Source organism: Aerococcus viridans (assembly GCF_001543285.1).
GTDB lineage: Bacteria > Bacillota > Bacilli > Lactobacillales > Aerococcaceae > Aerococcus > Aerococcus viridans.
This window is the reverse complement of the sequence record NZ_CP014164.1, coordinates 744,224-770,514: the sequence shown is the minus strand read 5'-3', so window position 1 is coordinate 770,514 and position 26,291 is coordinate 744,224. Positions and strand designations below refer to the sequence as shown.

The 26,291-nt window shown below is 38.9% G+C and carries 22 protein-coding genes; 5 read left to right on the top strand and 17 right to left on the bottom strand.

Annotated features, from left to right (window positions below):
- Positions 1–18 precede the first annotated feature (18 nt).
- The 6 genes from AWM76_RS03740 to AWM76_RS03720 form a co-directional block, all read right to left on the bottom strand.
- On the bottom strand, positions 19–345 hold the full coding sequence (locus AWM76_RS03740; RefSeq protein WP_003142129.1) for a nucleotide pyrophosphohydrolase: 327 nt from the start codon (positions 343–345) through the stop codon (positions 19–21).
- Positions 335–2,029 (bottom strand): DUF2075 domain-containing protein, encoded by a 1,695-nt coding sequence (locus tag AWM76_RS03735; protein ID WP_003142130.1) that lies wholly within the window; start codon positions 2,027–2,029, stop codon positions 335–337. Before AWM76_RS03735 ends, AWM76_RS03740 begins: the two co-directional genes overlap by 11 nt.
- Before the next feature lie 156 nt (positions 2,030–2,185).
- Positions 2,186–2,635, bottom strand: a complete 450-nt coding sequence (locus AWM76_RS03730) for a hypothetical protein (RefSeq protein ID WP_003142132.1) — start codon at positions 2,633–2,635, stop codon at positions 2,186–2,188.
- 9 nt (positions 2,636–2,644) lie between these two features.
- Positions 2,645–2,809, bottom strand: a complete 165-nt coding sequence (locus AWM76_RS10815) for a hypothetical protein (RefSeq protein ID WP_003142133.1) — start codon at positions 2,807–2,809, stop codon at positions 2,645–2,647.
- 59 nt (positions 2,810–2,868) lie between these two features.
- Positions 2,869–4,200, bottom strand: coding sequence for a VWA-like domain-containing protein (locus AWM76_RS03725; RefSeq protein WP_003142134.1), 1,332 nt, complete (start codon positions 4,198–4,200; stop codon positions 2,869–2,871).
- A gap of 30 nt (positions 4,201–4,230) precedes the next feature.
- Positions 4,231–5,430 (bottom strand): ATP-binding protein, encoded by a 1,200-nt coding sequence (locus AWM76_RS03720; protein WP_003142136.1) that lies wholly within the window; start codon positions 5,428–5,430, stop codon positions 4,231–4,233.
- A 370-nt stretch (positions 5,431–5,800) separates the two neighbouring features.
- Between AWM76_RS03720 and AWM76_RS03715 the strand changes: the two genes are divergently transcribed.
- Complete coding sequence (locus tag AWM76_RS03715) at positions 5,801–7,324, top strand: IS1182 family transposase (RefSeq protein WP_060779293.1); 1,524 nt, start codon at positions 5,801–5,803, stop codon at positions 7,322–7,324.
- Between the two features lie 86 nt (positions 7,325–7,410).
- Here the strand turns inward: AWM76_RS03715 and rny are convergent, their stop codons facing one another.
- From rny to AWM76_RS03700, 3 genes are all read right to left on the bottom strand, one after another.
- Positions 7,411–8,982 (bottom strand): ribonuclease Y, encoded by a 1,572-nt coding sequence (gene rny, locus AWM76_RS03710; protein WP_003141062.1) that lies wholly within the window; start codon positions 8,980–8,982, stop codon positions 7,411–7,413.
- A 229-nt stretch (positions 8,983–9,211) separates the two neighbouring features.
- Complete coding sequence (gene recA / locus AWM76_RS03705) at positions 9,212–10,303, bottom strand: recombinase RecA (protein WP_003141064.1); 1,092 nt, start codon at positions 10,301–10,303, stop codon at positions 9,212–9,214.
- Positions 10,304–10,391: 88 nt separating this feature from the next.
- On the bottom strand, positions 10,392–11,618 hold the full coding sequence (locus AWM76_RS03700; RefSeq protein WP_039934657.1) for a competence/damage-inducible protein A: 1,227 nt from the start codon (positions 11,616–11,618) through the stop codon (positions 10,392–10,394).
- Positions 11,619–11,856: 238 nt separating this feature from the next.
- Here AWM76_RS03700 and AWM76_RS03695 point away from each other — a divergent pair, with 238 nt between their 5' ends.
- On the top strand, positions 11,857–13,182 hold the full coding sequence (locus AWM76_RS03695) for an ISL3 family transposase (RefSeq protein ID WP_060779308.1): 1,326 nt from the start codon (positions 11,857–11,859) through the stop codon (positions 13,180–13,182).
- Positions 13,183–13,490: 308 nt separating this feature from the next.
- Here the strand turns inward: AWM76_RS03695 and pgsA are convergent, their stop codons facing one another.
- The 3 genes from pgsA to AWM76_RS03680 form a co-directional block, all read right to left on the bottom strand.
- On the bottom strand, positions 13,491–14,069 hold the full coding sequence (pgsA, locus tag AWM76_RS03690) for a CDP-diacylglycerol--glycerol-3-phosphate 3-phosphatidyltransferase (RefSeq protein ID WP_003143487.1): 579 nt from the start codon (positions 14,067–14,069) through the stop codon (positions 13,491–13,493).
- Between the two features lie 89 nt (positions 14,070–14,158).
- Positions 14,159–16,582, bottom strand: coding sequence for a DNA translocase FtsK (locus AWM76_RS03685; RefSeq protein ID WP_003143486.1), 2,424 nt, complete (start codon positions 16,580–16,582; stop codon positions 14,159–14,161).
- Position 16,583: 1 nt separating this feature from the next.
- Positions 16,584–16,961, bottom strand: coding sequence for a DUF1033 family protein (locus AWM76_RS03680; protein ID WP_003143485.1), 378 nt, complete (start codon positions 16,959–16,961; stop codon positions 16,584–16,586).
- A gap of 192 nt (positions 16,962–17,153) precedes the next feature.
- Here AWM76_RS03680 and AWM76_RS03675 point away from each other — a divergent pair, with 192 nt between their 5' ends.
- The 3 genes from AWM76_RS03675 (at position 17,154) to AWM76_RS03665 (ending at position 19,681) form a co-directional block, all read left to right on the top strand.
- Positions 17,154–17,432, top strand: coding sequence for an acylphosphatase (locus AWM76_RS03675; protein ID WP_016897631.1), 279 nt, complete (start codon positions 17,154–17,156; stop codon positions 17,430–17,432).
- Positions 17,433–17,522: 90 nt separating this feature from the next.
- Entirely contained in the window at positions 17,523–18,449 is a 927-nt protein-coding gene (gene yidC / locus AWM76_RS03670) for a membrane protein insertase YidC (protein WP_003143483.1), read from the top strand.
- 230 nt (positions 18,450–18,679) lie between these two features.
- Positions 18,680–19,681 carry an IS30 family transposase gene (locus AWM76_RS03665; protein WP_060779340.1) on the top strand — a complete coding sequence of 334 codons (1,002 nt, stop codon included), beginning with the start codon at positions 18,680–18,682 and terminating at the stop codon, positions 19,679–19,681.
- Between the two features lie 25 nt (positions 19,682–19,706).
- On the opposite strand, the gene AWM76_RS03660 is transcribed toward AWM76_RS03665, so the two are convergent.
- The 5 genes from AWM76_RS03660 to AWM76_RS03640 all read right to left on the bottom strand — a co-directional run bounded on the left by AWM76_RS03660 (position 19,707) and on the right by AWM76_RS03640 (position 26,258).
- Positions 19,707–20,924, bottom strand: a complete 1,218-nt coding sequence (locus AWM76_RS03660) for a cobalamin-independent methionine synthase II family protein (RefSeq protein WP_003143518.1) — start codon at positions 20,922–20,924, stop codon at positions 19,707–19,709.
- 248 nt (positions 20,925–21,172) lie between these two features.
- A complete protein-coding gene (gene spxB, locus AWM76_RS03655; protein ID WP_003143519.1) occupies positions 21,173–22,951 on the bottom strand; it encodes a pyruvate oxidase in 1,779 nt (592 codons plus the stop codon).
- Between the two features lie 590 nt (positions 22,952–23,541).
- Positions 23,542–23,847 carry an LbetaH domain-containing protein gene (locus AWM76_RS03650; protein WP_003143521.1) on the bottom strand — a complete coding sequence of 102 codons (306 nt, stop codon included), beginning with the start codon at positions 23,845–23,847 and terminating at the stop codon, positions 23,542–23,544.
- Positions 23,848–24,027: 180 nt separating this feature from the next.
- On the bottom strand, positions 24,028–25,551 hold the full coding sequence (locus AWM76_RS03645) for a sensor histidine kinase (RefSeq protein ID WP_003143522.1): 1,524 nt from the start codon (positions 25,549–25,551) through the stop codon (positions 24,028–24,030).
- Entirely contained in the window at positions 25,551–26,258 is a 708-nt protein-coding gene (locus AWM76_RS03640) for a response regulator transcription factor (protein ID WP_003143523.1), read from the bottom strand. The genes AWM76_RS03645 and AWM76_RS03640 overlap by 1 nt, the downstream gene beginning before the upstream one ends.
- Positions 26,259–26,291: the final 33 nt, after the last annotated feature.

Genomic DNA, 26,291 nt, shown 5'->3' with positions numbered 1-26,291 from the left:
GGCTGGTCGCGATTTTGCTTACAATTCTGTATATTTACTGTTGTTGTCACGGCTTTTTTCAACTGGATATTTTTCCTTATTTTTAATCAACTTGCGCTCGATAATATCATCAATATCCAAGTTTAAATTGTCCGCCAACATGTAGGCATAAATCAACACATCCGCTAATTCATCTTTAATAGCGTCCAAATTCTCAACACCCTCGGCTGCTGTTTTCCACTGGAAGATTTCCAGTAATTCCGACGCTTCCAAGGTGATTGAAAGGGCTAAATCCTTCTCATTGTGAAATTGTCGCCAGTTCCGCTCATCCCGGAATTGATTGACCTTGTCCATACTAGATGTCATCCTGCATTGCCTCCACTCTCATGTCCTGTAATTTCCGCTTCAAATTGTCATTAACCGCATAAATGGCTAAGCCGTATATTCCCCGCTTCATCAAGACGTTGATTGAATTCAAGATAATCTGCTCTTTAGCAGCCATGGCCTCTTTGTGACTGGCAAAACGATTAGCACCGCTGTAACCACCCGTATCTTGATACTTGCTTGGATCGATGGTTAATCTTTCGGTCTCAAAATCGTAATCAATCGACGGTCCAAGGACAATCCCCACATAGTTTAAATCAAAGCCCTGGACAGTATAAATGGAACCGACTTCATTGATGGTTTCTGGCCGCTCTGACCAGGTCACCTTACTATTGGTCGTATTCCAGGGTAGGTTGATGCCGGCTTCGTCCACTAGGTAGACGTCGCCATTCTTCTTATGGGCGAAATCAAAGGTGGACACAATTCGTGACAGTCCCTTATCCGCATTCTTTTGATAGATATAATCTTTAAAGGCGGTTGGATCGTCGAAGACCTTGAATTCAAAATGGTCGTCAGAAGGCGGAAGTGGCGTCACTTTTTGCCCAACAAATTCATTCACCCAATTCATGATTGCAGGTGAGGCATTCATACGGAACTGGTCGGTCAAACGGTATTCGTCGGCGTCGTATTTCTTCAAAATAGACTTTAAATCGTCCGATTGCCACTTACTCTTGACCTTCAAATATTGCTTTTCATCAAAAATTAGGACGGCAACCTTAGCCTTGTCCATGATGGCATCTAATTGGTTTTCGCCGTGAAAATTATTATAGGCATCCGGCTGGCTCAACAACAAATGACCTTCATCAATCAAGACAATATCTGCTTGCTCGATTTTTTGATTATTGATAAAGGGCGTCGGTTTATCGAAATCCTTCTTCTTTAAATAAGGCAGTGATTTCGAGATTTGCTGGTAAGTTTTCAACATTTCCGAATGGTTGACCAATAAGAAGTTTTTAGTCCCCGCCAATACGGAATGACTTTGCCGAGCCTCTTCTTGTAAGGTATTGAATAAGGATGACAAAACGACACTCTTACCCGTTCCAGCTTCCCCGTGAATGACATAGATTTTCTTTTTGACGGATTTTTCTTGGCGAATATCCTGCATCACCCGCTTGCAATAATTCAGGATATTTTCTTTTAATGCCCGCTGTGGTTCAGACAGGGTTTTAAAAGGCGATAACTTATAGATATCTCGATTTTTAAGGTTATCAGTCGTCTCTTTGGCCAAACCCTCATGCCTTAAGGATTCCCAGATGTCCTCAAATAAATCATCGTCATATAAATTTTTTTGATAATAATTGTGCATGGACAAGTTGGCTGTCTGACTCACATTTTGCAAGGAAAATTGGTTGTCCGCAATAAAATAGTTAATTAAATTAGTTTCAATATTAAAGGTCGCTGACTGGTTAAAGGTCTGGTGGCCAATAAACAAAGCGTCTGTTAAGTCTTTACGTGCCTTATTTTTTAAATGGTCCCGCATCCGGTTGTGGACATGGACTGTTTGGCCGATATAGGCTTTAGGCCGTGAATTCGTTTCTTTATTTTGATGCAAGATATAAACTATTGGGTAATTTTCAATGTATAAAGTATGCATCTCCCGGATATCATCGAGATCAAACTTTTGACGCTCGAAAACAATCGGTTTAAGGCTGTCTTGCTTTTCCATTCGATTCCCCCATTCATCGTATTCTTACCTTCCATAATGCGCCAAGGCAAATTGAAATGCAACCCAAAATGATAGACAGAAAAGCTGACAAAGTGCACATCCAATGTGACATGACTTAGTCAGCTTTTATATTCGTTAGCATTTTTACACGAGTATTCATGCAAAGTCCGCTAATAATGCTTCTTGCTGATTTTTTAATTCTGGTATATCTTGACCGATTAATTTATCCCACATGGATACTTGGCTACCCGTGCGGCTGATCATAGATTCTTTAGCTGTATTGGCTAAGTCAGCCCGCTTGATGGTTTCGTATTTTGCCCATGCATTGGCTAGAAATTGAGCGTCCTTGTCACTTGAAATCCCTGTTTCCATTCTAAAATGGTTGCCCTTTTGCAATAGGTTTAACTGATTCATCTGACTTGGAAACATATCTAAATAGCCATTGGCCACAATATAAGCTGCGATTTCTTCGTCAATTTGTTTGAAATTAAATTGAAAGGGAATATTCAACTGTTTAAAGGTGGCATAGGGAATATCTTTTACCATAGGGGCGTAGTCACCCATTTGCGCCTTTACCAAGGCTTTCTTGATTTTGATGGTATCCATTTGAACCTCCTAGAGATGGTCACTGTCTTGGTTACTGATTGGGGCGTTTTTATGATGGCGCAAGATATGGCGGTTATACCGCTCGTCCGCTTTCAGATATAAAACTTTTCCGCCACCATCTGTAGATAGCGGTGAGGGATCCCCCACTTCTGTTTCAGTCAGTACCCAATACATATTGGAAAAACCGTATCGTTCAAAGTCGTCGTCTCCATAGCCGTCTGTGAAATAAACGGCTACCGTATCTTCATTGGTGAAGCCTTGTTCATGTAGCCACTGGTAGGCCGGTGCGAAAGAAGTCCCCCGCGACCCGTAAATGCCATATCTTTCAAAGACTGGAAGGATAAGGGCTTAGCGTATTGGACTGTCGTATCCACATGAACAACCCACACTTCTGCATGCAAAGTCTTTTGAATATTGGCCAATTCACCTAAGGAATAAGCTAAAGCCTCCTCATTTTGTGAGGCTGAGGTATCAAAGAAGGCCACCAAGCGGCTAGCTGCATCTAAAATCCGGCCCGGTAAATCTACCCGGTGCGGTTGCCGACGGTTCATCCGGTTTTTAGACATTTTATAAGGCACTAATGTCGTCCCCATGCCTCGTTTAATCACATCCCGCCAGTTTAAGGCCCGCTGTTTGGCGATTTGGTCGATGTGGACCTTGACTTCACTGGATAATTTTAACCTTAATTCCTCAGTCATCTGACTATAAGAATCTTTGATTAGCCCGTTCATCAATTTCCGGTATAAGTCTGCGTGGTGACTGTTTGGGGTTATTGGTTGCATGGTCCTGTTGTTTTTCATTTCCTCTTTCAATTGTTTGGCCGAGTCAATCCGCAATTCTTCCGCCTTATTAGGATCGAAATTACCGGCTAATTGGCTGTACAAGTCGTCCATTTCCCCAGACCCAAGCATCTTATTGAAGGTCGATTCTGTTCGGTTGTGCCCCTGTTTTTTCGGGTCGTTTTTGACCGCTTTTAACTCATTATAATAGTACAAGGTCCCTGCTTTAGGCAAAATGAGTCTATTTTCCGTAATATGCTTGACCCATTTCAAGGTTACTACCGTATCAGGTAGGTCATCCACATACTGGTTCACCTCAGCTTCCATAGCCACGCTCATGACTTTAGATGACTCCTCATCTTTAAAAGCCCAATCATAATCAACGATATGGCCAAATAAAACGTGGTAACACATCTGTCTAATGGCCGCTAGCATCCCCTCAGGCGTTTCATAATAAAGGTAGAATAGGATTGGATTAATGGTCATAACCAAGTCTAAGCCACGGAAACCAATGGTAATGGGCTTTGCTAGTGACCCATTCATCTCCCGGTCGGTATGGAAGAGAATCCCCGCAAAAAGTACATCTCTTGCCCCCTTTTGCGCGTCTTGATTGTTCATAAGGGTGGCTGTCAAAATCCCCAACAGTTGATTTTGGGCGTCAGCAAATTTCTCATAGTCCTCATATTGACCATGGTTTAGAAAGGTTATATAAGCGATGGTCATTTTGCGAAAGGTCGACTCGATATTTTCAAATTCAAAGGCGGAAAATAATGCCTGCTCACTCACTTAGGCACCCCCTTTCTTCCTGATTATTGTCTATTGGTTGGCGTTCACAGCCATAGTGATGTCAAATGTTTTCTCCACAAAGTCAGGATGTTGGTTCAAGGCCTTGTAGAAGTTAGCCATAGCTGAATCATCCGGCCCGTCATGCATTCGTTTGATTAAAATATAAATTTCATCCGGTTCAGAAGCGGTGAAAATATCTGTATAGCGACTGATTAGATGCTTGTCTTCAATAAAATTCGGTTGGTTAACGATATAATCCGTTAAATCTTCAATTACCCGTTTACGACGCACGATTGGCATCGCTTGATAGCGGTCAAGGATGGCTTGGTCTAAGTCCGACCCATGCGCTTGGACAATCTCCGTTGGTTTAATAAAATCTGTTTGTTGCTGTCTCAAGAAAGTCACAAAAACTTGACCTGCTTCGTCTCCGATATTCCCCTCTATTCCTTCAATCAGGAATTCAAGGTAGTCATCTGTTAGGTGATAAATATCTTGACCCGCATCTTCAAAAGCATATAGGAGGTTAGATAATCGTTCATAGCCACGTGGAGTTGGGTTTTTATCCCTTGTTTCATCAATGATAATGAAATATTGACGGCCATCAGCCTGCAAGAATTCTGTGATCAAGGGATGAATCATGGTCCGACTTGAATTACTTGTGCGTGTCTTTTTGGCAAAAGAGGTAAGCCAATCTTCTAAGTTGGCACCCATTCGAATCCGCATGGTCCGGTCATTAATAGCCATGTCACGGGCGTTTGTAGCATATGAAGTGTTCTCAAAACCTTCTACATCACTAGACGGGTTTTCTGCGGTAATAATCACCACATTATCAGGTAAGTATTGGCCCATCAAGTTACGTTGTAAGACCAGGTTCATCAATTCCCCTTGTACCATGGCGATTGGCCGGTTAAATTCATCCAAGAAAAGAATCACTTTGCGGTTTGGATTGGCTTTTGCTTCTGTAATGGCCCCTTGAATTTGGGGATTTAAATAGTACTGAATATGGTCTTCTTTAGGAACTGGCATGGTCAAATCGCCTGGTTGCAGTAATGAACAGGTAATTTCAAAGTAACCAAAGCCGTTATGTTTGGCTAAGTCACGCACCATTTGGGACTTCCCAATCCCACCGTGGCCGACAATATTTGGCACAATATCTGTATCTTGCTGCAGGATTAAATTTAGCCCCTTATATGCAGCTGTATAAGGTAAACCAGCAACTCTATCTGTCATAATCTATTTACACCCTCTGTAGTCATCGTTTCTTTTTATTATACGAGATTCCGCTGGTAAATCTACCTATTTAAACATATTTCTAGCTATTGTAATCATTCGAAATACACGATTGTATTCATCCGAAACTGTATTATAGTCACTAATCATTGGAGACTCAGCAAACGAAAAAGGACTGATGTCATCGTAATACTAGCATCAATCCATACCAACTAAAATTGACCAACTAAAAGAGGCTGGGACAAAACTAGCCAAAAAAGAGGAGATTGACCACGAAAAATGGTCAATCTCCTCTTTAAATTATACAAAAATAAAATACCTTCATTTATAATAGTAATAACGACAGAACTAAAAAGAAAGAAGGTATTTTATGTATACTCAATATAACATGAATCAAGCTTTTCTACCATTAGAGTTATCCGATTATCTTGCACCAAATCATATTGTTTTCCAAGTAAATAATTTTGTCGAACAACTAGATGAACATATCCTCGATCAATTTTATAAACACGAAGGCCGACCGGCCTATCATCCATTAATCCTCTTAAAGGCATTACTATTCGCATATATAGAAAAGACGTTTTCAGGAAGAACTATTGAAAAAATGATGCAAGAGAACATTCCAATGAAATGGTTAGTTGCCGATACCGAAATTTCTTATCGTACGATTAATAGATTTCGTTCTAGTGAATTATGTGCATCAATTCTTGAGAACCTATTCGTTGAATTTAAACTCTTTTTAGTTCAACAAGAACTAATCTCAGATAATGTAGTATTTATAGATGGTACAAAAATTGAAGCAGATGCAAATAAATATTCTTTTGTTTGGAAAAGAGCAACAGATAAATTTTACGCATCATTAAAAGCTAAAGAAATGGCATATTATAGAAACGAAATATTACCTACTGTAGAAAAAGAGATTATCAAAGATGAAATTGATTCAATGTCTTTAAATGATGTTGAAATACTAAAAGACTTCCTTGAGGAAGCTGTAGCTGAGGTAAATGAAGAAATTGAAAGTACGCCAAAAAAAGGTGCAGATCCAAGAAAGCAGAAACGAAGAAAATTGAAAAAACACTTACGAAAAGTGAAAGGTGATTTTTTACAACGTGAGATAAAGTATGAAAATTATTATAGAACATTTGAAGGTAGAAATAGTTTTTCAAAAACAGATACAGATGCAACGTTCATGCGAATGAAAGAAGATCCGATGTTAAATGGTCAACTTAAACCAGGTTATAATCTTCAAATAGCAACTGAAAATCAATTTGTTATAGCCTATAATATTTTTCCAAATCCTACGGATACACGTACACTATTACCATTTATTGAAAGTATGCCTACTTTACCTAAAATCGTCGTAGCTGATGCTGGATATGGAAGCCAAGAAAACTTAGAAACGTTGGACAATCTAGGGATTGATCATCTCATCAAATACAATATGTTTGATAAGGAACAGACGAAGAAATTTCAGAAATCAAGTAAGAATTTAAATAATTGGGATTATGATGCGGAAAATCAAATCTTTATTCACCCTGATGGTACACAGTATCATTTTCATCATGTTTATCATCCAAAAACAACAACTGGATATCGCTTAGAAAAAGAAATGTACTATCCAGTCAATAGAGAAACCGCACCACAAAAGTCATTTTCTTTTAATAGAAAATATCAGTATTTAAAAGAAAATGAATCAGCTAAGCTATTATCTGAAGATGGCTCAGCTCTTTTCGCATGTAGAAAAATTGATGTTGAGCCGGTCTTCGGACAGATTAAACAAAACTTAGGATTCCGAAGGACTCATTTAAGAGGAAAAGATAAAGTAAAAACAGATATTGGTCTAGTATTAATGGCTAATAACATCATAAAAGTCCAAAAGAGACTGATAAATTAAAAGAGAGGAAAAAGATTTCGAAGTGAAATCTTTTTCCTCTCTTTATTTAGTTAACTAAGCCTTTTTTGTCCCAGCCTCTTGATAAACTATTTTGCGTAATCAACCGCTCTTTTTTCGCGTATCACGATTACTTTAATTTGTCCTGGGTAATCCAGTTCATTTTCAATGCGTTTTGAAATGTCATGTGCTAATTCAATTGCTTTTAAATCATCTACTTCATCTGGTTTAACCATTACGCGGATCTCTCGTCCGGCTTGAATTGCGTATGCATTATGAACGCCGTCATAATCTTTGGCAATAGCTTCAAGGCTACGTAAACGTTGGATGTAGTTTTCTAATGATTCACTGCGGGCACCTGGTCGTGCTGACGAGAGTGCATCAGCAATGGCAACTAAGCTAGCGATAACACTTGTTGCTTCAACGTCACCATGATGGCTAGCAATGGCATTAACAACAGTTTCTGGTTCTTGGTATTTGATAGCAAACTCCGTACCAATTTGTACGTGAGACCCTTCTATTTCATGATCAACGGCTTTACCGATATCATGCATTAGACCAGCGCGTTTAGCTAACTGTACGTCTTCACCAAGTTCTGCTGCCATCACGCCAGCTAATTTTGCAACTTCAATACTGTGATTCAAAACATTTTGGCCGTAACTTGTTCGGTAGTATAAGCGACCTAATGTTTTCACTAAGTCAGGATGAAGAGAATGAATACCTAAATCAAAAATAGTTTCTTCACCGATTTCTCTTATTTTACTATCCATTTGTTTACGAGCTTTTTCAACTGCCTCTTCAATTTTGGCTGGATGGATTCGTCCATCTCCAATCAATTTATCTAAAGCGATTTTTGCAATTTCACGACGAATTGGATCAAATCCACTTAATACGACAGCTTCAGGTGTATCATCAACAATCAAGTCAATTCCGGTTAAGGATTCTAATGTCTTGATGTTTCGTCCTTCTTTACCGATGATGCGACCTTTCATATCATCGTTTGGTAAGTGAACAACTGTAACTGTAGATTCTGTAACTGTATCCGCTCCAGAGCGTTCAATAGCTTGAAGTACAATTTGTTTTGCAACTCGATCTGCCGTGTCATTAGCTTCTTGCTCTGCCTTCTTAATTAATAAGGCTTTCTCATGGGCTAATGTCTCTTCCATCTCTTTTAGTAATAAGTTTTTGGCATCTTCACGAGACATAGCTGCTACATTAACTAAAATTTCATTTCGTTTTTCAATTAATGCGTCTGCTGCTTTTTCAGTCTCAGCAACCTTTTTCTTACGGTCACGTAAAGATTGTTCTTCATTACTTAATTTATTTTCTTTGTCAGAAATGGATGCTTCCCGCCTATCCAATTTTTCTTCTTTTTGGTTTAAACGGTCTTCTTGTTTCTTAACTTCACTACGGCGATCTCTAACTTCACTATCTACTTCATTTCTATACCGTTGCAATTCTTCTTTTGCGTTTAAGATAATTTCTTTCCGCTCAGATTCTGCGCTACGTTTAGCATTTTCAATGATTCCTTGTGCGGTTATGTGGGCTTCATCTTTTTCACGTTCTTGTTCTTGTAATAAAGATCTTTTTCCTACATAAACGCCACCCAATACACCAACAATTAAAGCAATGATAGCGAAGGCAATTTCAGTAAATCCCATAGTTTCACCTCCGTATCTATTTAATTGTGTTCTTATTTTACATAAATATTAAAATACTATAAAACATGCATTACATGCACATAAGTTCATTTTATATTTAAGTGGAATGAATGTCAATCAAGTCGGCAATCAAAAGCATGATAGCCTTTTCAAAAAAGATGGCAAAAAAAGCCTTTCCCATAGTGATTCAATGGGAAAGACACGGTGGTTATCTATTTAAAAATAAATTTTATTCTGTTTCTTCTTCCAATAATTCCACTTGTGCTTGATCATTTGCTTCTAAAGCATCTAGTTCTTCTTCGCTTAATTTACCATTTTGGCCAAAACCGAAGTGTTGTCGAACTTGTCCATCAATGGTTTCACGAATTTCTGGGTTTTCTCGTAAAAATTGTTTTGCATTCTCACGGCCTTGACCGATACGGTCTTCACCATATGAATACCAAGAACCGGACTTGTTAATGATGTCTAATTCAGCTGCCAAGTCAACTAGTTCACCCTCTTGAGAAATCCCTTCCCCATACATGATGTCAACTTCTGCCACTTTGAATGGTGGTGCTACCTTGTTTTTAACAATCTTAATTTTAGTACGGTTACCGATTGCGCTACCGCTCTCTTTAATTTGTTCACCACGACGTACTTCTAAACGTACAGTAGAGTAGAATTTCAAGGCTCTACCACCTGGTGTTGTTTCAGGACTACCAAACATTACCCCAACTTTTTCACGAATTTGGTTGATAAAGATGGCGATTGTTTTCGTTTTGTTGATGGTACCTGATAATTTACGTAATGCTTGAGACATTAACCGGGCTTGAAGACCGATATGAGAGTCACCCATTTCACCTTCAATTTCGGCACGTGGTACTAAGGCTGCAACTGAATCGACAACGATGATATCAATGGCACCTGAAGATACTAAAGCGTCAGCAATCTCCAAACCCTGTTCACCAGTGTCTGGTTGAGAAAGTAGTAACTCATCAACGTTTACACCTAGTTTAGCTGCATATTCAGGATCTAGCGCATTCTCAGCATCGATAAAGGCTGCAATACCACCGCGTTTTTGTACTTCCGCAATTGCATGTAATGAAACAGTCGTTTTACCAGATGATTCTGGTCCGTAGACTTCAATAATACGACCGCGTGGGTAGCCACCAACTCCTAAAGAAATATCCAATGTTAATGAACCTGTTGGAACAGTAGAAATTCTAGTATCACCGCGTTCACCCATTTTCATGATTGAGCCTTTACCAAAGTTACGCTCAATTTTTTTCATTGCATCGTCTAATGCTTTTTGACGGTTGCTATCGTTTTTATCCATAGTCATGCGTAAATCCTCCTAATGTTCTCCTGCGTTTCTTTTATTTTATAATTTTTTTGCTGAATAAGCAAGAGAAAAGCGAACGAATGTTCTGTTAATTTTTAATGATATCAAAGTAAGCTGAATAGACTGAACGATATTGAATATTTTGACGACTGCCTCTTAATGTTGGTGTTAAAACTTTAGTTTCTTGGCCAGCTTGGGCGATACCAATATAGACAGTCCCCACTTCTTTTCCTTCCATGGCATCCGGTCCAGCGACACCTGTGAAGGATACTCCAAAGTCAGATTGATATAGGTCTCGTACATTTTCCGCCATTTCAGTCGCTGTTTCAGCACTCACCATGCCATAAGTTTCCAGTGTTTGCGGTTGGACATTTAACACATTGGCTTTGGCTGTTTCTGTATAAGTGACGGCTGATCCGTGTAAGACTTTTGAAGATCCTGGGACATCGACAACTTTTTTAGCTGCCAGTCCACCAGTGAAACTTTCAGCGAAAGCAATGGTCTGCTCACGGTCTGTCAATTTCTCTACCAATACTTCATTGATGCCTAAGTTTTCTCCTTCCCCTACATAATAGTCAGCTAACCGAGCGTTGATAGCTGTAGCCAAGTCTTCTAATAAAGGCTTGTTTTCTGCTTCATTTCTACCAGCTGCAGTTAGTCTAACTGTTACCATGAAATTTCCAAAGTAAATGGCTACTGTTGGATTTTCTTGACCCATAATCAAATCATCAATAGTGTCAGCTAATTGCGATTCACCGATACCAAAATAGTGCAGGTATTTAGATGTTAGTACCATGTCATTTTGGTATTGGTCTAGTAAATAATCAGCTACATAATGGTTGAACATATGCTTCATTTCAGATGGTGGTCCTGGCAATAGAATATAGGTATGGTTATCATGTTCAATCGCTGTACCAAGCGCTTGCCCTACATCATTAGGGAAAGTATGCCCTGCTTCAAAAGTTAGTCCCATAGACAGATTGTTTTCAGTCATGATTCTGCCTTTAAAAGTTGCTTTGATGGTTTCCATCCCCACTTCATCGTGAATGAGTGGTTGATTTAAGTAAGCTGAAATAGTTTGTTTGGTTAAATCATCTCGAGTAGGTCCTAAACCACCTGTATAAATAATGATATCCGACCTTTGTTCAGCCTGAGCGGTCACCTTCTTTAACCGTTCAGGGTTATCTCCAATGACCGTTTGTACGTAATGGTCAAAGCCTAATTCATTCAATTTTCGTGCAATAAATTGCGCATTTGTATTCGCGATTTGTCCCATTAATAATTCTGTTCCGACAGCTATAATTTCTACTTTCATTCTTTTCCCACCTATTAGTATATACGTTTTATTTATGCGTTTGCGCATAGTGATTCTTATATATTATAGAACAAAAAAGAGCCCGGTAAAAACCGAAGCCCTTAAAAATTGGGTCTCCGACTTTTGGTGTGGATGAGAAATCATTCAAACCTATTTTGTATAAAAACACAAAAAGACATATGAATATTTCCTATGCTAAAATTTAAGCGTCTAAACCAAAATTAGAAAGGAAATTCATATGTCTCAGAACGATAATATCAGACTTTTACTAAACATTAAGGATACTAACATCACATTTAACGAAGAAAATTGGATTCAAGAGCGTAATATTAAAGGAATAAATGTAAAAGTTTTTACTGGCACGTTAACCTACAAGCCCAAGGCTTGCCCTAAATGTGGTTGTGTAAATGACCATTCTATCGTTAAAGATGGGTTTATGACGTCCAGGATCACGTGGTTACGCCAATCCAATACACCAACCTATCTAGAGCTTAAGAAGCAACGCTTCTGGTGTCATGAATGCGATGAGCGCTTCATTGCTCATACCAGTGAGGTTGCACGTAATTGTCATATCGCTAAACAAGTGAAGCAATCTGTTTTAGTTGAGGCTGCAGATACGATTTCAAACAAGGATCTCGCTCGTAGGCACTGTATCTCAGATAATACTAGTAGACGAATTATTAATCGCTTTATGGATGACTATTTTCGTCGCAATCGCACAAAACTAGCGAAACACATGTGCTTCGATGAGATCAAATCTACAAAACAAGCTGACAATCAAATGAGTTTTATTTTTAGTAATGAGGAGACTCATGAAGTTCTTGGTATACTGCCCACTCGACAACTATACAAATTAAGAGAATACTTCCGCCAATTTAGTTTAAAAGAGCGCTCTGCTGTTGAAACCATTGTTGTTGATATGAATGCGCCTTATATGACTTTGGTTAGAGAAATGTTTCCAAACGCCAAAGTAATTATTGATCGTTTTCATATCATTCAATTGATTTCACGTTCTTTAAACAAAACGAGAGTTCAAGTAATGAATACTTTCAATATAAATAGAAATAATGGTGAAGATAAAAAAGAGTATCGCAAGCTGAAAAGTTTTTGGAAGCTTATCCTAAAGGATTTCAACGAAGTTGATTTTATAAATTATAGAAAACAACGTTTATTTAAAGGGAAAATGGTTTGTGATATGGATATTCTTGATCATCTACTTTCTTTAGATGAGGATTTAACGGAAAATTACTGGGTATATCAAGCTTTACTAGAGGCTTCTAAAGAAAATAATATCGAAATGTTTCATGAGACTATTACTGCAGAACGTCACCAAAATATCAGTAAATATATGCAAACCTCACTGAACACATTATTGAAGAATATAGCGTTTATCGCAAACACCTTCCATTACAAGACTAGATCAAACGCTAGTCTAGAAGGAAAAAATAATCGTATCAAAGTCATAAAACGTGTATCCTATGGATATCGAAATTTTTTCAATTTCAGAAATAGGGTGATGATTAGTTTCATTTTAAAACCGGGCAAGCCCGCTTCCCTTAATTAAATAAACATGATACATCCCGCTCGCTATGTTCAAAGAAAAAAACTGCAAGTGTACGTCCTTAGCCGTGAAAAAGCATGATATCGAGACCTTGGCTCGATATCAAGGCAGAGAGACCTTGGCTCTCGCCGGTGTCACGGCTCTTAAGGAACGTACACAGCAGTTCAAAGGACAAAAAAGATAGTTCTTCTTTTATCAAATCTCATTTAAAATAAAATAAAAAAGAAACTCAAATCCATATAAAATGAATTTAAGTTTCTTGCTTAAATTAAGCTATCCACATTAAATGTCGAAGAGCCTAAAAATTGTGTTTATAGTCCGTCTGAAAAGACGGAAATATTTTTAACGAAGTAGTCTACACCTGAATAGATGGTAAAGACTAATGCAAGATATAGTAGGATTTGCCCGATTGAAAATGGCCAAAATCCTAAGGGGAAATCCCCGAGTAACAAGAAGATAATGGATAGCATCTGGGTGAATGTTTTCAATTTCCCAGCACTCCCAGCCGCCATGACTGTCCCTTTTTCCACTAGTAATAGGCGGAGTCCGGTGACAGCTAATTCGCGCATGATAATGATTGAGACTAACCATGCTGGGGCTAAATCGATACCAACTAAGGCGATAAAAGCTGTTGCAACGAGCATCTTGTCGGCTAATGGGTCGGCAAATTTACCGAAATTAGTGACAAGGTTGTCGCGACGTGCAATGTAACCGTCTAGCCAGTCGGTGAATGATGCGACTGCGAAAATGATAGCTGCCACCACGTATTGCCAGTACCACTGACTGCCAAGTACTTGTGTACCATCTCCACTTGCTGGAATAGATACGAAAATCATGAAGATTGGAATCATGATAATCCGAATGATGGTTAATTTATTTGGTAAATTCAAATAATCCCTCCTAGTTGACTGTCTGCCACGTTAAATATAGTATAACATTTTTTGCCTTGGCAAATGTATGTATCGGCCTATTAGATAGCCTATTCGGTTGGTTCGTCGTCATTTTCTTGGAAGATGTTAACCGTACGAGGTTTAGACCCTTCTTGTGGCCCGACAATTCCGCGTTGTTCCATGTCATCTACCAGACGGGCGGCCCGGTTGTAACCGACTCTAAATTGACGTTGTAACATAGAAATCGAGACGGTTTCACGAGTTTTAACAAATTCTAGGACAGTATCCCACATTTCATCTAAATCTTCGCCTGGGGCTGATTCTTTGGTCTCAGTTGGCATCATAGATTCAACATAATTGGGTTCTTGTTGGTCTTTTACAAAAGAAACCACATGTTCCACTTCGTCATCTGTGATAAAGGCCCCTTGAACACGAATTGGTTTCGACTCACCCATAGGTAGGTAGAGCATATCTCCTCGACCCAATAATTTCTCAGCGCCATTTTGGTCGATGATGGTTCTTGAGTCAGTTCCTGAAGATACCGCAAAGGCAATTCTTGATGGTACGTTGGCCTTGATGATCCCTGTAATAACGTCAACAGATGGTCTTTGTGTCGCCAGAATCATATGTATACCAGCTGCACGCGCCATTTGCGCTAGCCGGGTAATTGCGGCCTCTACTTCTTTAGAAGCGACCATCATCAAGTCAGCTAACTCATCTACAATCACAACGATGTAAGGTAGAGTTGGATGCGCAGTACCTTCATTAAGGTTTTCTTCATGAACGAAGTCATTGTAACCGTCAATATTCCGTTGGCCCGAAGCAGCAAACAATTCATAACGACGTTCCATCTCTTGAACGACTTTTTGTAAGGCTTGAGCCGCTTTTCTTGGATTAGTTACAACTGGTGTTAACAAGTGTGGAATACCGTTATAAATCGATAGTTCCACTTTTTTAGGGTCGATCATCATCAATTTTACTTCATTAGGCTTGGCCTTCATCAAAATGGATACGATAATCCCGTTGATAGCGACTGATTTACCAGATCCGGTAGACCCAGCAACCAGTAAATGGGGCATCTTGGTCAGGTCTGCTGAACGAATATTGCCAGAAATATCTTTTCCTAATGGGACTTCCAATACTTTACCCGATTGCAGTTGATGCTCGAAAGAATCACGGAAGGAAACTAAGGATACATCTTGATTGGGCACTTCAATCCCGATAAAGGATTTACCTGGTATTGGCGCCTCGATCCGGATATCTTTAGCAGCTAGTGATAAGGCGATATCGTCGGCTAAACCAACAATCTTACTTACTTTTACCCCAATCGCTGGCTGAATTTCATATTTTGTTACAGCTGGTCCCAAGTTAGCCTTAGTGACTTTGGCATCCACATTAAAGCTCTTGAAAGTCGCTTCAAGTTTACGGACATTTTCTTTAATGACAGCGTATTCGCCACTTTGGTCTGTCGCTTTAATTGGCGTCAACAAGTGGGCTGGTGGTAATTTGTACTCTGGATTATCTGGCTCTGCAGCCATATCCATGACAATATCTTTACCGTCATCTGGTTCAGTATCAACATCTTGGTCGCCAGTATCTGGACTAGCTTGCGCATTTGCTTGTTCAGCCTTGTGAAATTCATCAGCTTGCGCGCCAATTTCAAGAGAAGTTTGTTCGATTTCCGCTGGTTGGTTGCCATTACTTGCACTAGCGCTTGGCCCGACAATGACTAAATCTTCGTCTTCTATATCCACTTGTTTTGGTTTAATGCGGTTGTTTTTTTCCGACCTCTCTTGGTCTTCATCAGACAGCTTGCCTTTTTTAGCAGCTTTACTTCGGCTAGCTTTTTTTTTAGATTGGTCTGCCTTATATTTTTCCCGGTCCTCACGGTAACTTGAAAATTGTTGTTTCGTTGTGTCCCAGAATTCACCTAACCAATTAAAGACCACATGGGTAATGGACTGAATCCCTTCGACAAGATCTAACCAGGTAATACTAAACAAGTAGCACAATAGGATCATTAAAGCGATACCCACGAAAATATAGGTTCCCAATTGACTTACTGTGTAGAAGGTAAAGGTATATAATAAACCACCTAAAAGCCCACCACCCAAGGGTTGACCGGCACCTTCAACGGTAAAATTAGCGATAGCCCGTTGCCATGTCACCTCTAATACAGATGTATCACTGGATAAGGCAATGGCTAAATAATCCCAAGCATGCATTAATATAGCTAGGATAGGTACTGCCCAAATCACCGTGTTCATGATTCTAGCTAAAACTAATGGGCCATGCCCCGTCACAAGAATCCAGCCTGTGAAGATAATTTCAATAATAAATACAGGAATGGCTAGTCCCCCAACAAAAAATTCCATCAGATGCATGAATAATCGACCCAATGCACCAAGCTCTAACACACCAATAATGGCAAAAAATAATGAAATCCCTGAAAATAATTGCATGCGGAATAGTTCTTGTTGTTTTTTAGTCCGTCTTTTCTTTTTTCTTGCCACGCTAACCCTCCCCTTTTAAATGATTTTTACCGCTCGAACGGTGATTGATATTGTCTAAAATACTGGTTAATTCATTGACACGTGTTTCACTTAAAGCTTGTTGGTTCTCATAAAGGACTAGACTATGGTAGACTTGTTCATCATTTGCACAAGGTTCACACCAATCCGTTTCACCCGGTTGCCAGAAAGCGCGCATACCTTCTACTCGACTACGCGTCTTCGGGAACAAGCCCTGCAATTTTAATGATTCACCTTGAAAAATACGTGCTGCTTCCTCTAAACTGTCAGCCGTTTGAACAGCGACAACATGCTCATGCCAGTCATCTTCAAACCACCATGGCTCGTCAAATCCATCTATTTGATATACTTGGAAACTCATCTTCTTCACTCTCCAATCAACACCCTATTATACCAAACTTATGGTCGATTTTCATCTTGGTGACGTTTTGACCTAACATAAATAAAGAGCTTCATTTTAATAAAAAATCTATTCAAAATCAGTACTTAGGCTGATGTTAATCGACATCATATCTAGTATAATTAAATAATCATAATGAAAGAAGGGATATTCATGAAAACAAGTCGAATTGTTGTAACCGGACGTGTGCAAGGTGTAGGCTTTCGTTATTTTACCGAAAGAATCGCCAAGAGGATGAAAGTTGCAGGAACCGTTGAGAATAAGAACGATGGATCAGTAGAAATTCTTGTTCAAGCAGATGATGCAACCTTGCGCGCTTTTATTGAAGAAGTCAAAGAAATGCCGGAAAACCCATCCGCCCATGTCGACAATATCCAAGTCGTTGAAACCTTCAATAGTGAGGAAATGGTGAAATTTCGCACGGTTTATTGAAATAGCCTCCTAAATTAGCTACAATAGTAACGTTAGTCAAGACACTTAAACAAGAATCAAATAACTATATAAATTAAAGGACGTGAAGTATTGTCAAGCCGTTTAAAAAATAAACGCCTATCGCTAATTTTGCTAGTGATGTCACTCGTGGTATTTTTAGGTGGATGTGCCAATCCAAATAATCCAGATGGTTTTATGTACCGCTTAACAGTAGAACCGATTGGTCAACTTATCGTATGGATTGCTGATCAGTTTGCTGGTAACTACGGCATTGCTATTATCATTATTACCATTGCCATTCGTATTATTCTATTGCCACTTACCCTGAACCAGCTGAAAGGCTCAACGCGTCAACAAATTAAGATGGCTGCTTTCCAACCATACTTAAAAGAAATTCAAGAACGTCAAAAAAATGCCACAACGCAAGAAGAGAAAATGGCATTAGCGACTGAACAACAAGAATTCATGCGCGAAAATAACGTTTCTATGTTTGGTGGTATGGGTTGTTTACCATTATTACTTCAATTACCAATCATCTCTGGTTTATACACTGCTATTCGCGTGAGTGAACCAATTGCTAACTCCGAATTCTTCGGTATCTCACTTGGAGAATCTCATATGGTATTAGCCATTATCACCATTGTAATGTACTTGATTCAATCATTCATTACCTTGCAAGGTGTGCCAGAAGAGCAAAAAGCGCAAATGCGTTCTACCCTATTCATGACACCAATTATGATGGGATTCATCGTATTTACAACACCCGCCGGGTTAACACTTTACTTCTTAGCAGGTGCCATTTGGTCCATTCTTCAATCATTATTTACAACTTTCTACTTCAAGCCAAGAATCCAGGCAGAAGTAGATAAAGAGATGGCTGAGAACCCAATCAAAGTGAAGAAACCTTCTAGCGGCCGTAAAGATGTGACTGATTCTGTTAAGAAAGAATCTACAAACAAACGCTTAACAAATAATGACAGCAAAACAAACCGTAATGCTGGCAAACAACGTAAATAACAACTGATTGCACAGTAAAAGCCCTCTGACTTGTCGTTCAATACGCTAACCAGAGGGCTTTTCTTACGCTATTAAAAAGTGCATAAAAGGGTTTATGACAGCTCTGTCATAAACCCTTTTTATATAGGACGAATTTACAATTTAAGTGCAACAACAATAATAAAATAAAAAAAGATCCATAGTTTTCCTATAAAATAGATGTACTAACCAACTATTAGAAGGAGAAAGCTATGAATCCATACACACATCTTACCATGAACGAGCGAGAAACAATATTCCTAATGTATGAACAAGGCGAAACTATCGGGCATATATCCGAGACCCTGGACCGTTCTAAATCGACTATCTCAAGAGAATTACATCGTAATTCAAACAAGGATGGCAGTTATTCACCGTCAACTGCTCATGGAGAGTATAAACGTAGAAAACAACTATGTGGCAGGCATCGCACGCTAGATAAAGACTCTATTTTCCAGTTGGTCAAACGACTATTTCTCAACGAACAATGGTCTCCAGAACAAATTTCTGGTCGTTTGAACCTTGAAAATGCCAAAAATAAAATCAGTTATAATACTATCTATCGTGCAATTTATCGTGGCGACTTCGATGAGCCTGGTTTATCAACCGGTAATCGAGGCGCTATCCGTAAATTAAGACACAGAGGTAAAACACGCCATTCTAAAAATCACGTAGAGAGAAGAGGAAAGATCCCTATCTCCAATACGATTCATGAACGACCTGATAGCGCTAATGAACGAACTGAGATTGGTCATTGGGAAGCAGATACAGTTGCAGGTCAAACTGGTAAAGCGTGCTTAGTAACGCTAGTTGATAGAAAATCTAGGTTATTACTAATCGGTAAATCTGAGAAGAAAGCTTCTAAGCCGGTAGTTGACCAAATGATTAAATTACTACAAGGTATTGATTCTGATTTTTGTAAAACCATTACACCTGACCGTGGTAAAGAATTCAGTCAACACGCCCGATTGACTGAGGAATTAAATAATACGCAAATTTATTTTCCAGATCCTCATGCCCCTTGGCAAAGAGGATCTAATGAGAATACAAATGGACTCCTTAGAGAGTACTCACCGAAAGGTGTTGATTTGACAGATGCAACTGATGAAGAGATACAAGGTTGGGCAACGAAATTAAATACACGTCCCAAAAAATGTTTGAATTGGAAAACACCTTATGAAATCTTTTATAAAACTGTGTTGCACTTAATTTGACAATTTAAGAGCTAAATAACTCGATTTATTCTCCGTAGAAGTGTTTAGAAGCGATTGCTGCACCTTCTACAAGGGCTTCTAATTTAGCCCAAGCGATTTGCTCGTGTAAACGTCCACCTAAACCACAATCAGTTGAAGCAACGACGTTTTCTGGCCCAACGATTTCACCGAAACGGATTAAACGTTCTGCGATTAATTCTGGATGCTCAACCGCATTTGTTGAATGAGATACTAAGCCAGGAATGATGTATTGGCCTTCTTTTAAGCGACCTGCTTTTTCCCATACTTTCCATTCATGCGCATGACGTGGACTTGATGCTTCAAAAGTAAATCCTGCTGCATTTACTTCTAAACATTGGTCAACGATGTACTCTAATGGAATATCTGTTGTATGTGGTCCATGCCATGAACCCCAGCAAATATGTAAGCGAACTAATGCTGGATCGATACCTTTTAAGGCACGGTTAATAGCGTCAATACGTAATTGTAACCATCTTTGGAAGTCTTCAATTGATGGCTCTGGGTTAATTTGGTCCCAAGCTTCTGCCAAGTCTGGCGCATCAATTTGAACGATGAAACCAGCATCTGTTATCGCTTTATATTCTTCGTGTAATGCGTCTGCTAAATCATTTAATAAGGCTTCTTCATCCCCATTGTAGTAGTTATCTCGTAGACGTGCAGCTGAACCTGGAGATACAGCTGCGATAAAACCTTTATCTAAGTTATTTTTAGCTAGTGAAGCTTTTAAGAAATCTACGTCACGTTGTACTTGGTCATGACCAACGTAAGTCACCTTATCAGCGAAAACTGGATTGCCAACAGCTTTACGTTTACCTAAAACACCAGAATCTGGATCTTCATAGGCAGCTGAGAAAATTGCACGGTCACGACGGTCAGGGAATGATGTTAATTTAATATTTCCTGGTGTTGAACGAATCTTTTCAGGGTTTGCCCAACGGTCTTGGTCAGTCATTTCTAAACCACCTAAACGGTAGAATGAGTAATTCCACCAGGCACCAAAGTCTACTGGACCAGATGTGATATGACCATATTCTCCATCATTTACAATGTCGATACCAATTTCTTTTTGTTTTGCAACAACTTGATCCACTGAATCTTGGATGATTTGATTATATTCTTCGTCTGAAATTTCATTTTTTGCACGACGGTCATTTGCCTCTAATAATGCTTTTGGACGTGGTAATGAACCTACATGCGTGGTTAAAATTTTCTTGTTTGTCATAGTTAAAACCTCCAACTTGTTTAAATAAATTGTAACACATCTACAAAACTATTATATCTTGATCAAAGTATCGAAAAACTATCAATCTTGATTAGGAAATTTTGAACACGATGGTTGGAAATATGGTCGAAATAACTATTTTTGCAAGAATTCTATATAAGCAAAAACAGGCTGGGAAGAGCCCCAACCTGTTCTTATCTCGTTTGAATATAATAAATCTTGGTTACTAATCTAATGTTATCAAATGACTATTTGATGTATTTAGATTCTAAGCCTTCAGCTTCTAAGTACTCTCTGAATGGTACTAAGTTAGCAGCTTCGTAGCGTTCTTTGTAAGCTTTGATTTCGTCTTCGCTGTAAAGTTTTGAATCTAATTTCAATGTTTCTACAGGGATTGGACGATCTTGAGTAATCTTACAGTCGATAACGACAGTGTGACCTGCTTTATTAGCTGCAACAGCTTCAGCCATTACACGGTCCATATCTTCGATACGGCTTACAGTAAATCCTTTAGCACCTTGTGCTTCAGCGATTTTAGCGTAATCAACATCTGTAAAGTCTACACCGAATAAGTTTTTGTTAGTGTCTTCATATTTGTTTTTGATGAAGGCATATTCAGTGTTAGAGAATACAACGTTGATTACAGGCATGTTGTAACGTACGTTAGTTACTACATCTGGGTAAGTCATAGAGAAAGCACCATCACCGATGATGTTCCAAACTTGACGATCTGGGTAAGTGTTTTTAGCACCTAAACCACCAGGGATAGCGATACCCATTGTCGCGAATAATGGAGAAGTTCTCCACATGTTTTTAGGTGTCATATGTAAATGACGGATAGAAGTTTGAGTTGAGTTACCAACATCAATAGAGTAGATTGCATCTTCGTCGGCGTGGTTGTTGATTGCATTGTACACTTGGTAGAATTGCAAGTCGCCTTCTTCTTTAGTTTCTAACATGTTGATGTATTCACGCCAGTTAGCGATGTTTTTCAAGTTAGCTGTCCACCATGCTGACTCTTCAACAGCATCTACTTTGTTTAAGATTTCGTCGATTGCTAGACCAGCATCACCTAAGATAGCAACATCAGCGTGGTGACGTTTACCTAACATAGCTGGGTCGATATCGATTTGGATGAAGTTATCCACGTTACGGAAAGTACCTTCAACCTCTGAGAATGGGAAGTTTGAACCAGCAAATAATACTGTGTCAGCTTCTAAAATTGTTTCGTTAGCTGGTTTCCAACCTACACGATAAGTAGAACCTGTTAACGCTTCGAAATCCCACTCGAAAGTTTCAAAGTTTTTACCAGTAGTGATAACTGGCGCTTTGATTTTACGAGCTAATTCTTGAACTGCAGGACCGTGGCCCATAGTACCAATACCAGCGTAGATAACTGGACGTTTAGAGTTGTTTAATAATTCAACTGCTGCGTCGATATCTTGTGCTGCTGGAGCGATTGGTGCATATTTACGTAAGCTGTTTGCAGATGAATACCATTGGTCGTTGTCGATTTCAACTTTAGCAAAATCACCAGGTACTTCTAGAACTGCTACACCGCGTTTAGCGATAGCCATACGAGCTGCTTCGTCAACTAATTTTGGTAATTGCTCAGCATAAGCTACACGACGGTTGTAAACTGCAATATGGTCGTACATTGGGTTCTGGTTTAATTCTTGGAAAGCGTCCATGTTTAATTCGCGTTGTGGACGAGAACCTAAGATCGCAACTACTGGAATGTTATCCATTGCTGCATCGTATAAACCGTTGATCAAGTGAGATGCACCTGGTCCACCAGAACCTACAGTAACACCTAAGTTACCGCCGAATTTGCTTTGCATTACAGCAGCCATTGCACCTACTTCTTCGTGTTTCACTTGTAGGAATTTGACGTTGTTTTCTTCTTCACCCATAGCATCCATTAATGAGCTTAAAGTACCTGAAGGAATACCATAAATAGTATCTGCTCCCCAAGATTCTAAAATCTTCATAACTGCTAAACCGATGTTAATTTTGTTATCTGACATTTAGATTACCCTCCATTTGATTTAAAAATATCACAATTGAAATAATAGCACTTAAAACAGCTTATTCCAATGAATTGCCACAAATATCCTTTGTGAGGTCCATAATTAGCCAAAAATACCCTTTTTTCAGTACAATATTGTTTCTGTATCAGAAAAATGGTACAAGGGGCGAAATTGTACTAGTACAGTAAGAAGTCCAGAAACCCTTATAAATCAAGAACTTTTAAAAAGTAACTTCTCATAACACTATTACACAAGTTTACTGTTACAAAATTAAGGAAATCTCCTACATATTCTCACAATTAAAGTCCGAAAACTTTATACATTAGAAAGTTAGTGAAGAATATCTCTATTGTATGTAAACAGAAAGAACAACCAATGGCGGATATTTTTAGTACATTAATCCACATCATCAGGGATAGCCTTCAACAATTTAGCCAGTACACCAGCTACTAAAGAATTATCCGCTACATATTTAATCACGTCGGCACTACTAGCAGCTGCGACTACATTATGGTCAATAGTGGCACTTGGTAGACGCCTTACATTACCCCATAAACATTCAACGTTATCAATGATTACTAGACTGGCTATCCCAAATCATCACAGCACCCTTTTGGTCTAATAGGATGGTTTATCTTATCCATCATTGTACTAGGTCCAATCATCACGTCATTTCCAATCGTCACTTCAGCAATATAAAGAATTGTCGCGTTATAATTGGTTAGAAAATCCTCGGCGACTTCAATATTAGTCCTACTACCACAAGTAAAGATAGGTGCCACAACAGGGGCTTTCCCAACTTTGCTAAATAAATCGCGGATAGCTGCTACCAAGACCTGTTCGTCAGCATTATCTAAACTATTCACTCCATTACAACCTGCATTAGCTGCCAATTTTTGACCTATTCCATCTTCGTCTCAAATGGAATGGGGTAGTTCTACTTATAACTTTTCTATTACTATCATGTTTTCAATATGCTTAGCCATTTTATATACCTGCCTTTATTTTTAACATTAACTATGTAGAAAAACAGAAACCTCACACTAATTGGCGTAAGATTTCTGTTAGCATCACTATATTAGGTTGTTTTCATCATTTTCTGCTTCTTCCAACAACTGATCAATTCTTTCACGGTCAGCTGCTGAAATTTCATCTAAGGTATTCAAGATTGGGAAACGTACATGGAAAATCGACCCATTGCCCAGCTCACTCTCTACAAAGATAGAACCCTTGTACCCTTTGATTAATTCTTTAGCGATAGATAAACCTAGACCATTTCCCCCACGTTCACGCGACCGCGCCTTATCCACACGGTAGAAGCGGTTAAAGATACGGTTTTGGTCTTCTTGAGACATCCCCTCACCGAAATCTTGGATGGCAATTTCAATATAATCAACGGCGTTGGTCGCAACAGAAATATGGATTTCTTGGCGATCAGTTGAATATTTGACAGCATTGTCCAATAAAATAATCAGGATTTGTTCAAGGTGGTTACGGTAAATCTGAATCTCATAATTACGACGCAAGTCATTTTCCAAGAAGAATTGGAAGTCTGGGTATAGGACCTTGAAGTTTTGGAAAACTTGATTGATCACTTCATTGATTAACGTCGTCTTATCGTAATACTGTGTATCAACCTGCCCTGCTCGAGATAAATCTAACATCTCTTGCACGAGGACTTTCATCCGTTCTAGCTCATTTACAGAGGCTGATAGCGACTCTTCAAGTATCTCTGGATCATCCTTACCCCAACGGTTTAACATGTTTAAATGCCCTTCAATGATGGCTACTGGTGTTCGAAGTTCATGAGAAACATCTTCTACAAAGTGAATTTGTTGGTCAATATACTCACTCGTTTGATCAAGCATTTGGTTGATACTGTTAGAAATTTCAGTGATTTCACCGCGGTATTCTGATACGTTCAAACGGCGGTCAGCAATATTATCTGCAGTGATATTCTTTAAGAACCGCTTCATCTTTTGAATCGGTTGAATAAAGTAATAAGCTACACCAAAACCAGCGACAACGGCGATGACTAAATTAACCCCCGCCGTAATGATCAATTCAGTCCGTTTATCAGATAGCTGATCGGCGACTGATTGGTAATCAAAGGTCGCAAAATAATACCCAATTTGTTCAGATCCATCATATAGTAATTGATAAGTAAGGAAGTCACCAGTTTCGTTGGATCTAGTTCGACCTGTCGTTCTACTGGTTGAGTAACTATCTACAGTTGTCCCTGAATTATAAACCAGGTTACCATTTGCATTATAAACTTGGATTTTCACGTTATGTTCATTCAAGTAATCTTCTAATGAAATATTCTCAATGGCAATCCGTGATTGGAATCCTTCACGCACTTCAGAAGCTGGGCGCGATGCTAAGGAATTTAGATAGGTTTGTAAATACGTGTCAATTTGTGTAACCTCAGCCACATAGTCTTCTTCTAGCGCTTGTTGTTCTTGAATATTTGAAATGATGGGGCTCACACTCAAGGCCAACCAAAACATGCTAGATAAAACTAAGCCCCACTTCCAAATTAATGAAAATGGGTGCTGCAGTTTTGTTTTAAAATCATTTAAAACGCTATTAAACATTATTCTGGGGTCCTCATTACATAGCCCGTACCACGGACAGTTTGAATGTAACCTGGTTGACCATCCACGTCGATTTTATTTCGTAAGTAACGAATATAAACATCTACAACGTTGGTTTCAACTTCAGTTGTATAGCCCCATACTTTATTTAATAATTCTGTACGAGGTAATACAACATTAACGTTCTCCATTAACATCACCAATAACTCGTACTCACGTTTTGTTAAATCGATAATCTCTTCGCCACGGCGAACGATACGATTTTCTTTTTCAACAGAAAGGTCACGGAAAGTTACTTTCGTTTGTTTTCTGTGTTGTTGTTCTTCTTCGATATCAATGCGACGAAGTAATGCACGAATACGTGCCAATAATTCTTCAATCGCAAACGGCTTAACGATATAGTCATCGGCACCGTGGTCAAAACCTGATACACGGTCAATAACTGAATCTCTAGCCGTCATGATGATAATCGGCACATCTGAAGTTGGTCGTAAACGACGACACACTTCAATCCCGTTAATTTCTGGCAACATTAAATCTAACAAGATTAAGTCCCAGTTGCCTTCTTGGGCTTTTTCAAGTCCAATACGACCATCCTTAGCAAGTTCTGTTTCGTAACCCTCATGTTTAAGTTCTAATTCAACAAAGCGCGCTAAGTTTTTTTCATCTTCAACGATTAAGATGCGTTTTGCTTTTTCTTCACTCATAATTTCACCCTATTTCCTGCACAAATTCATGGG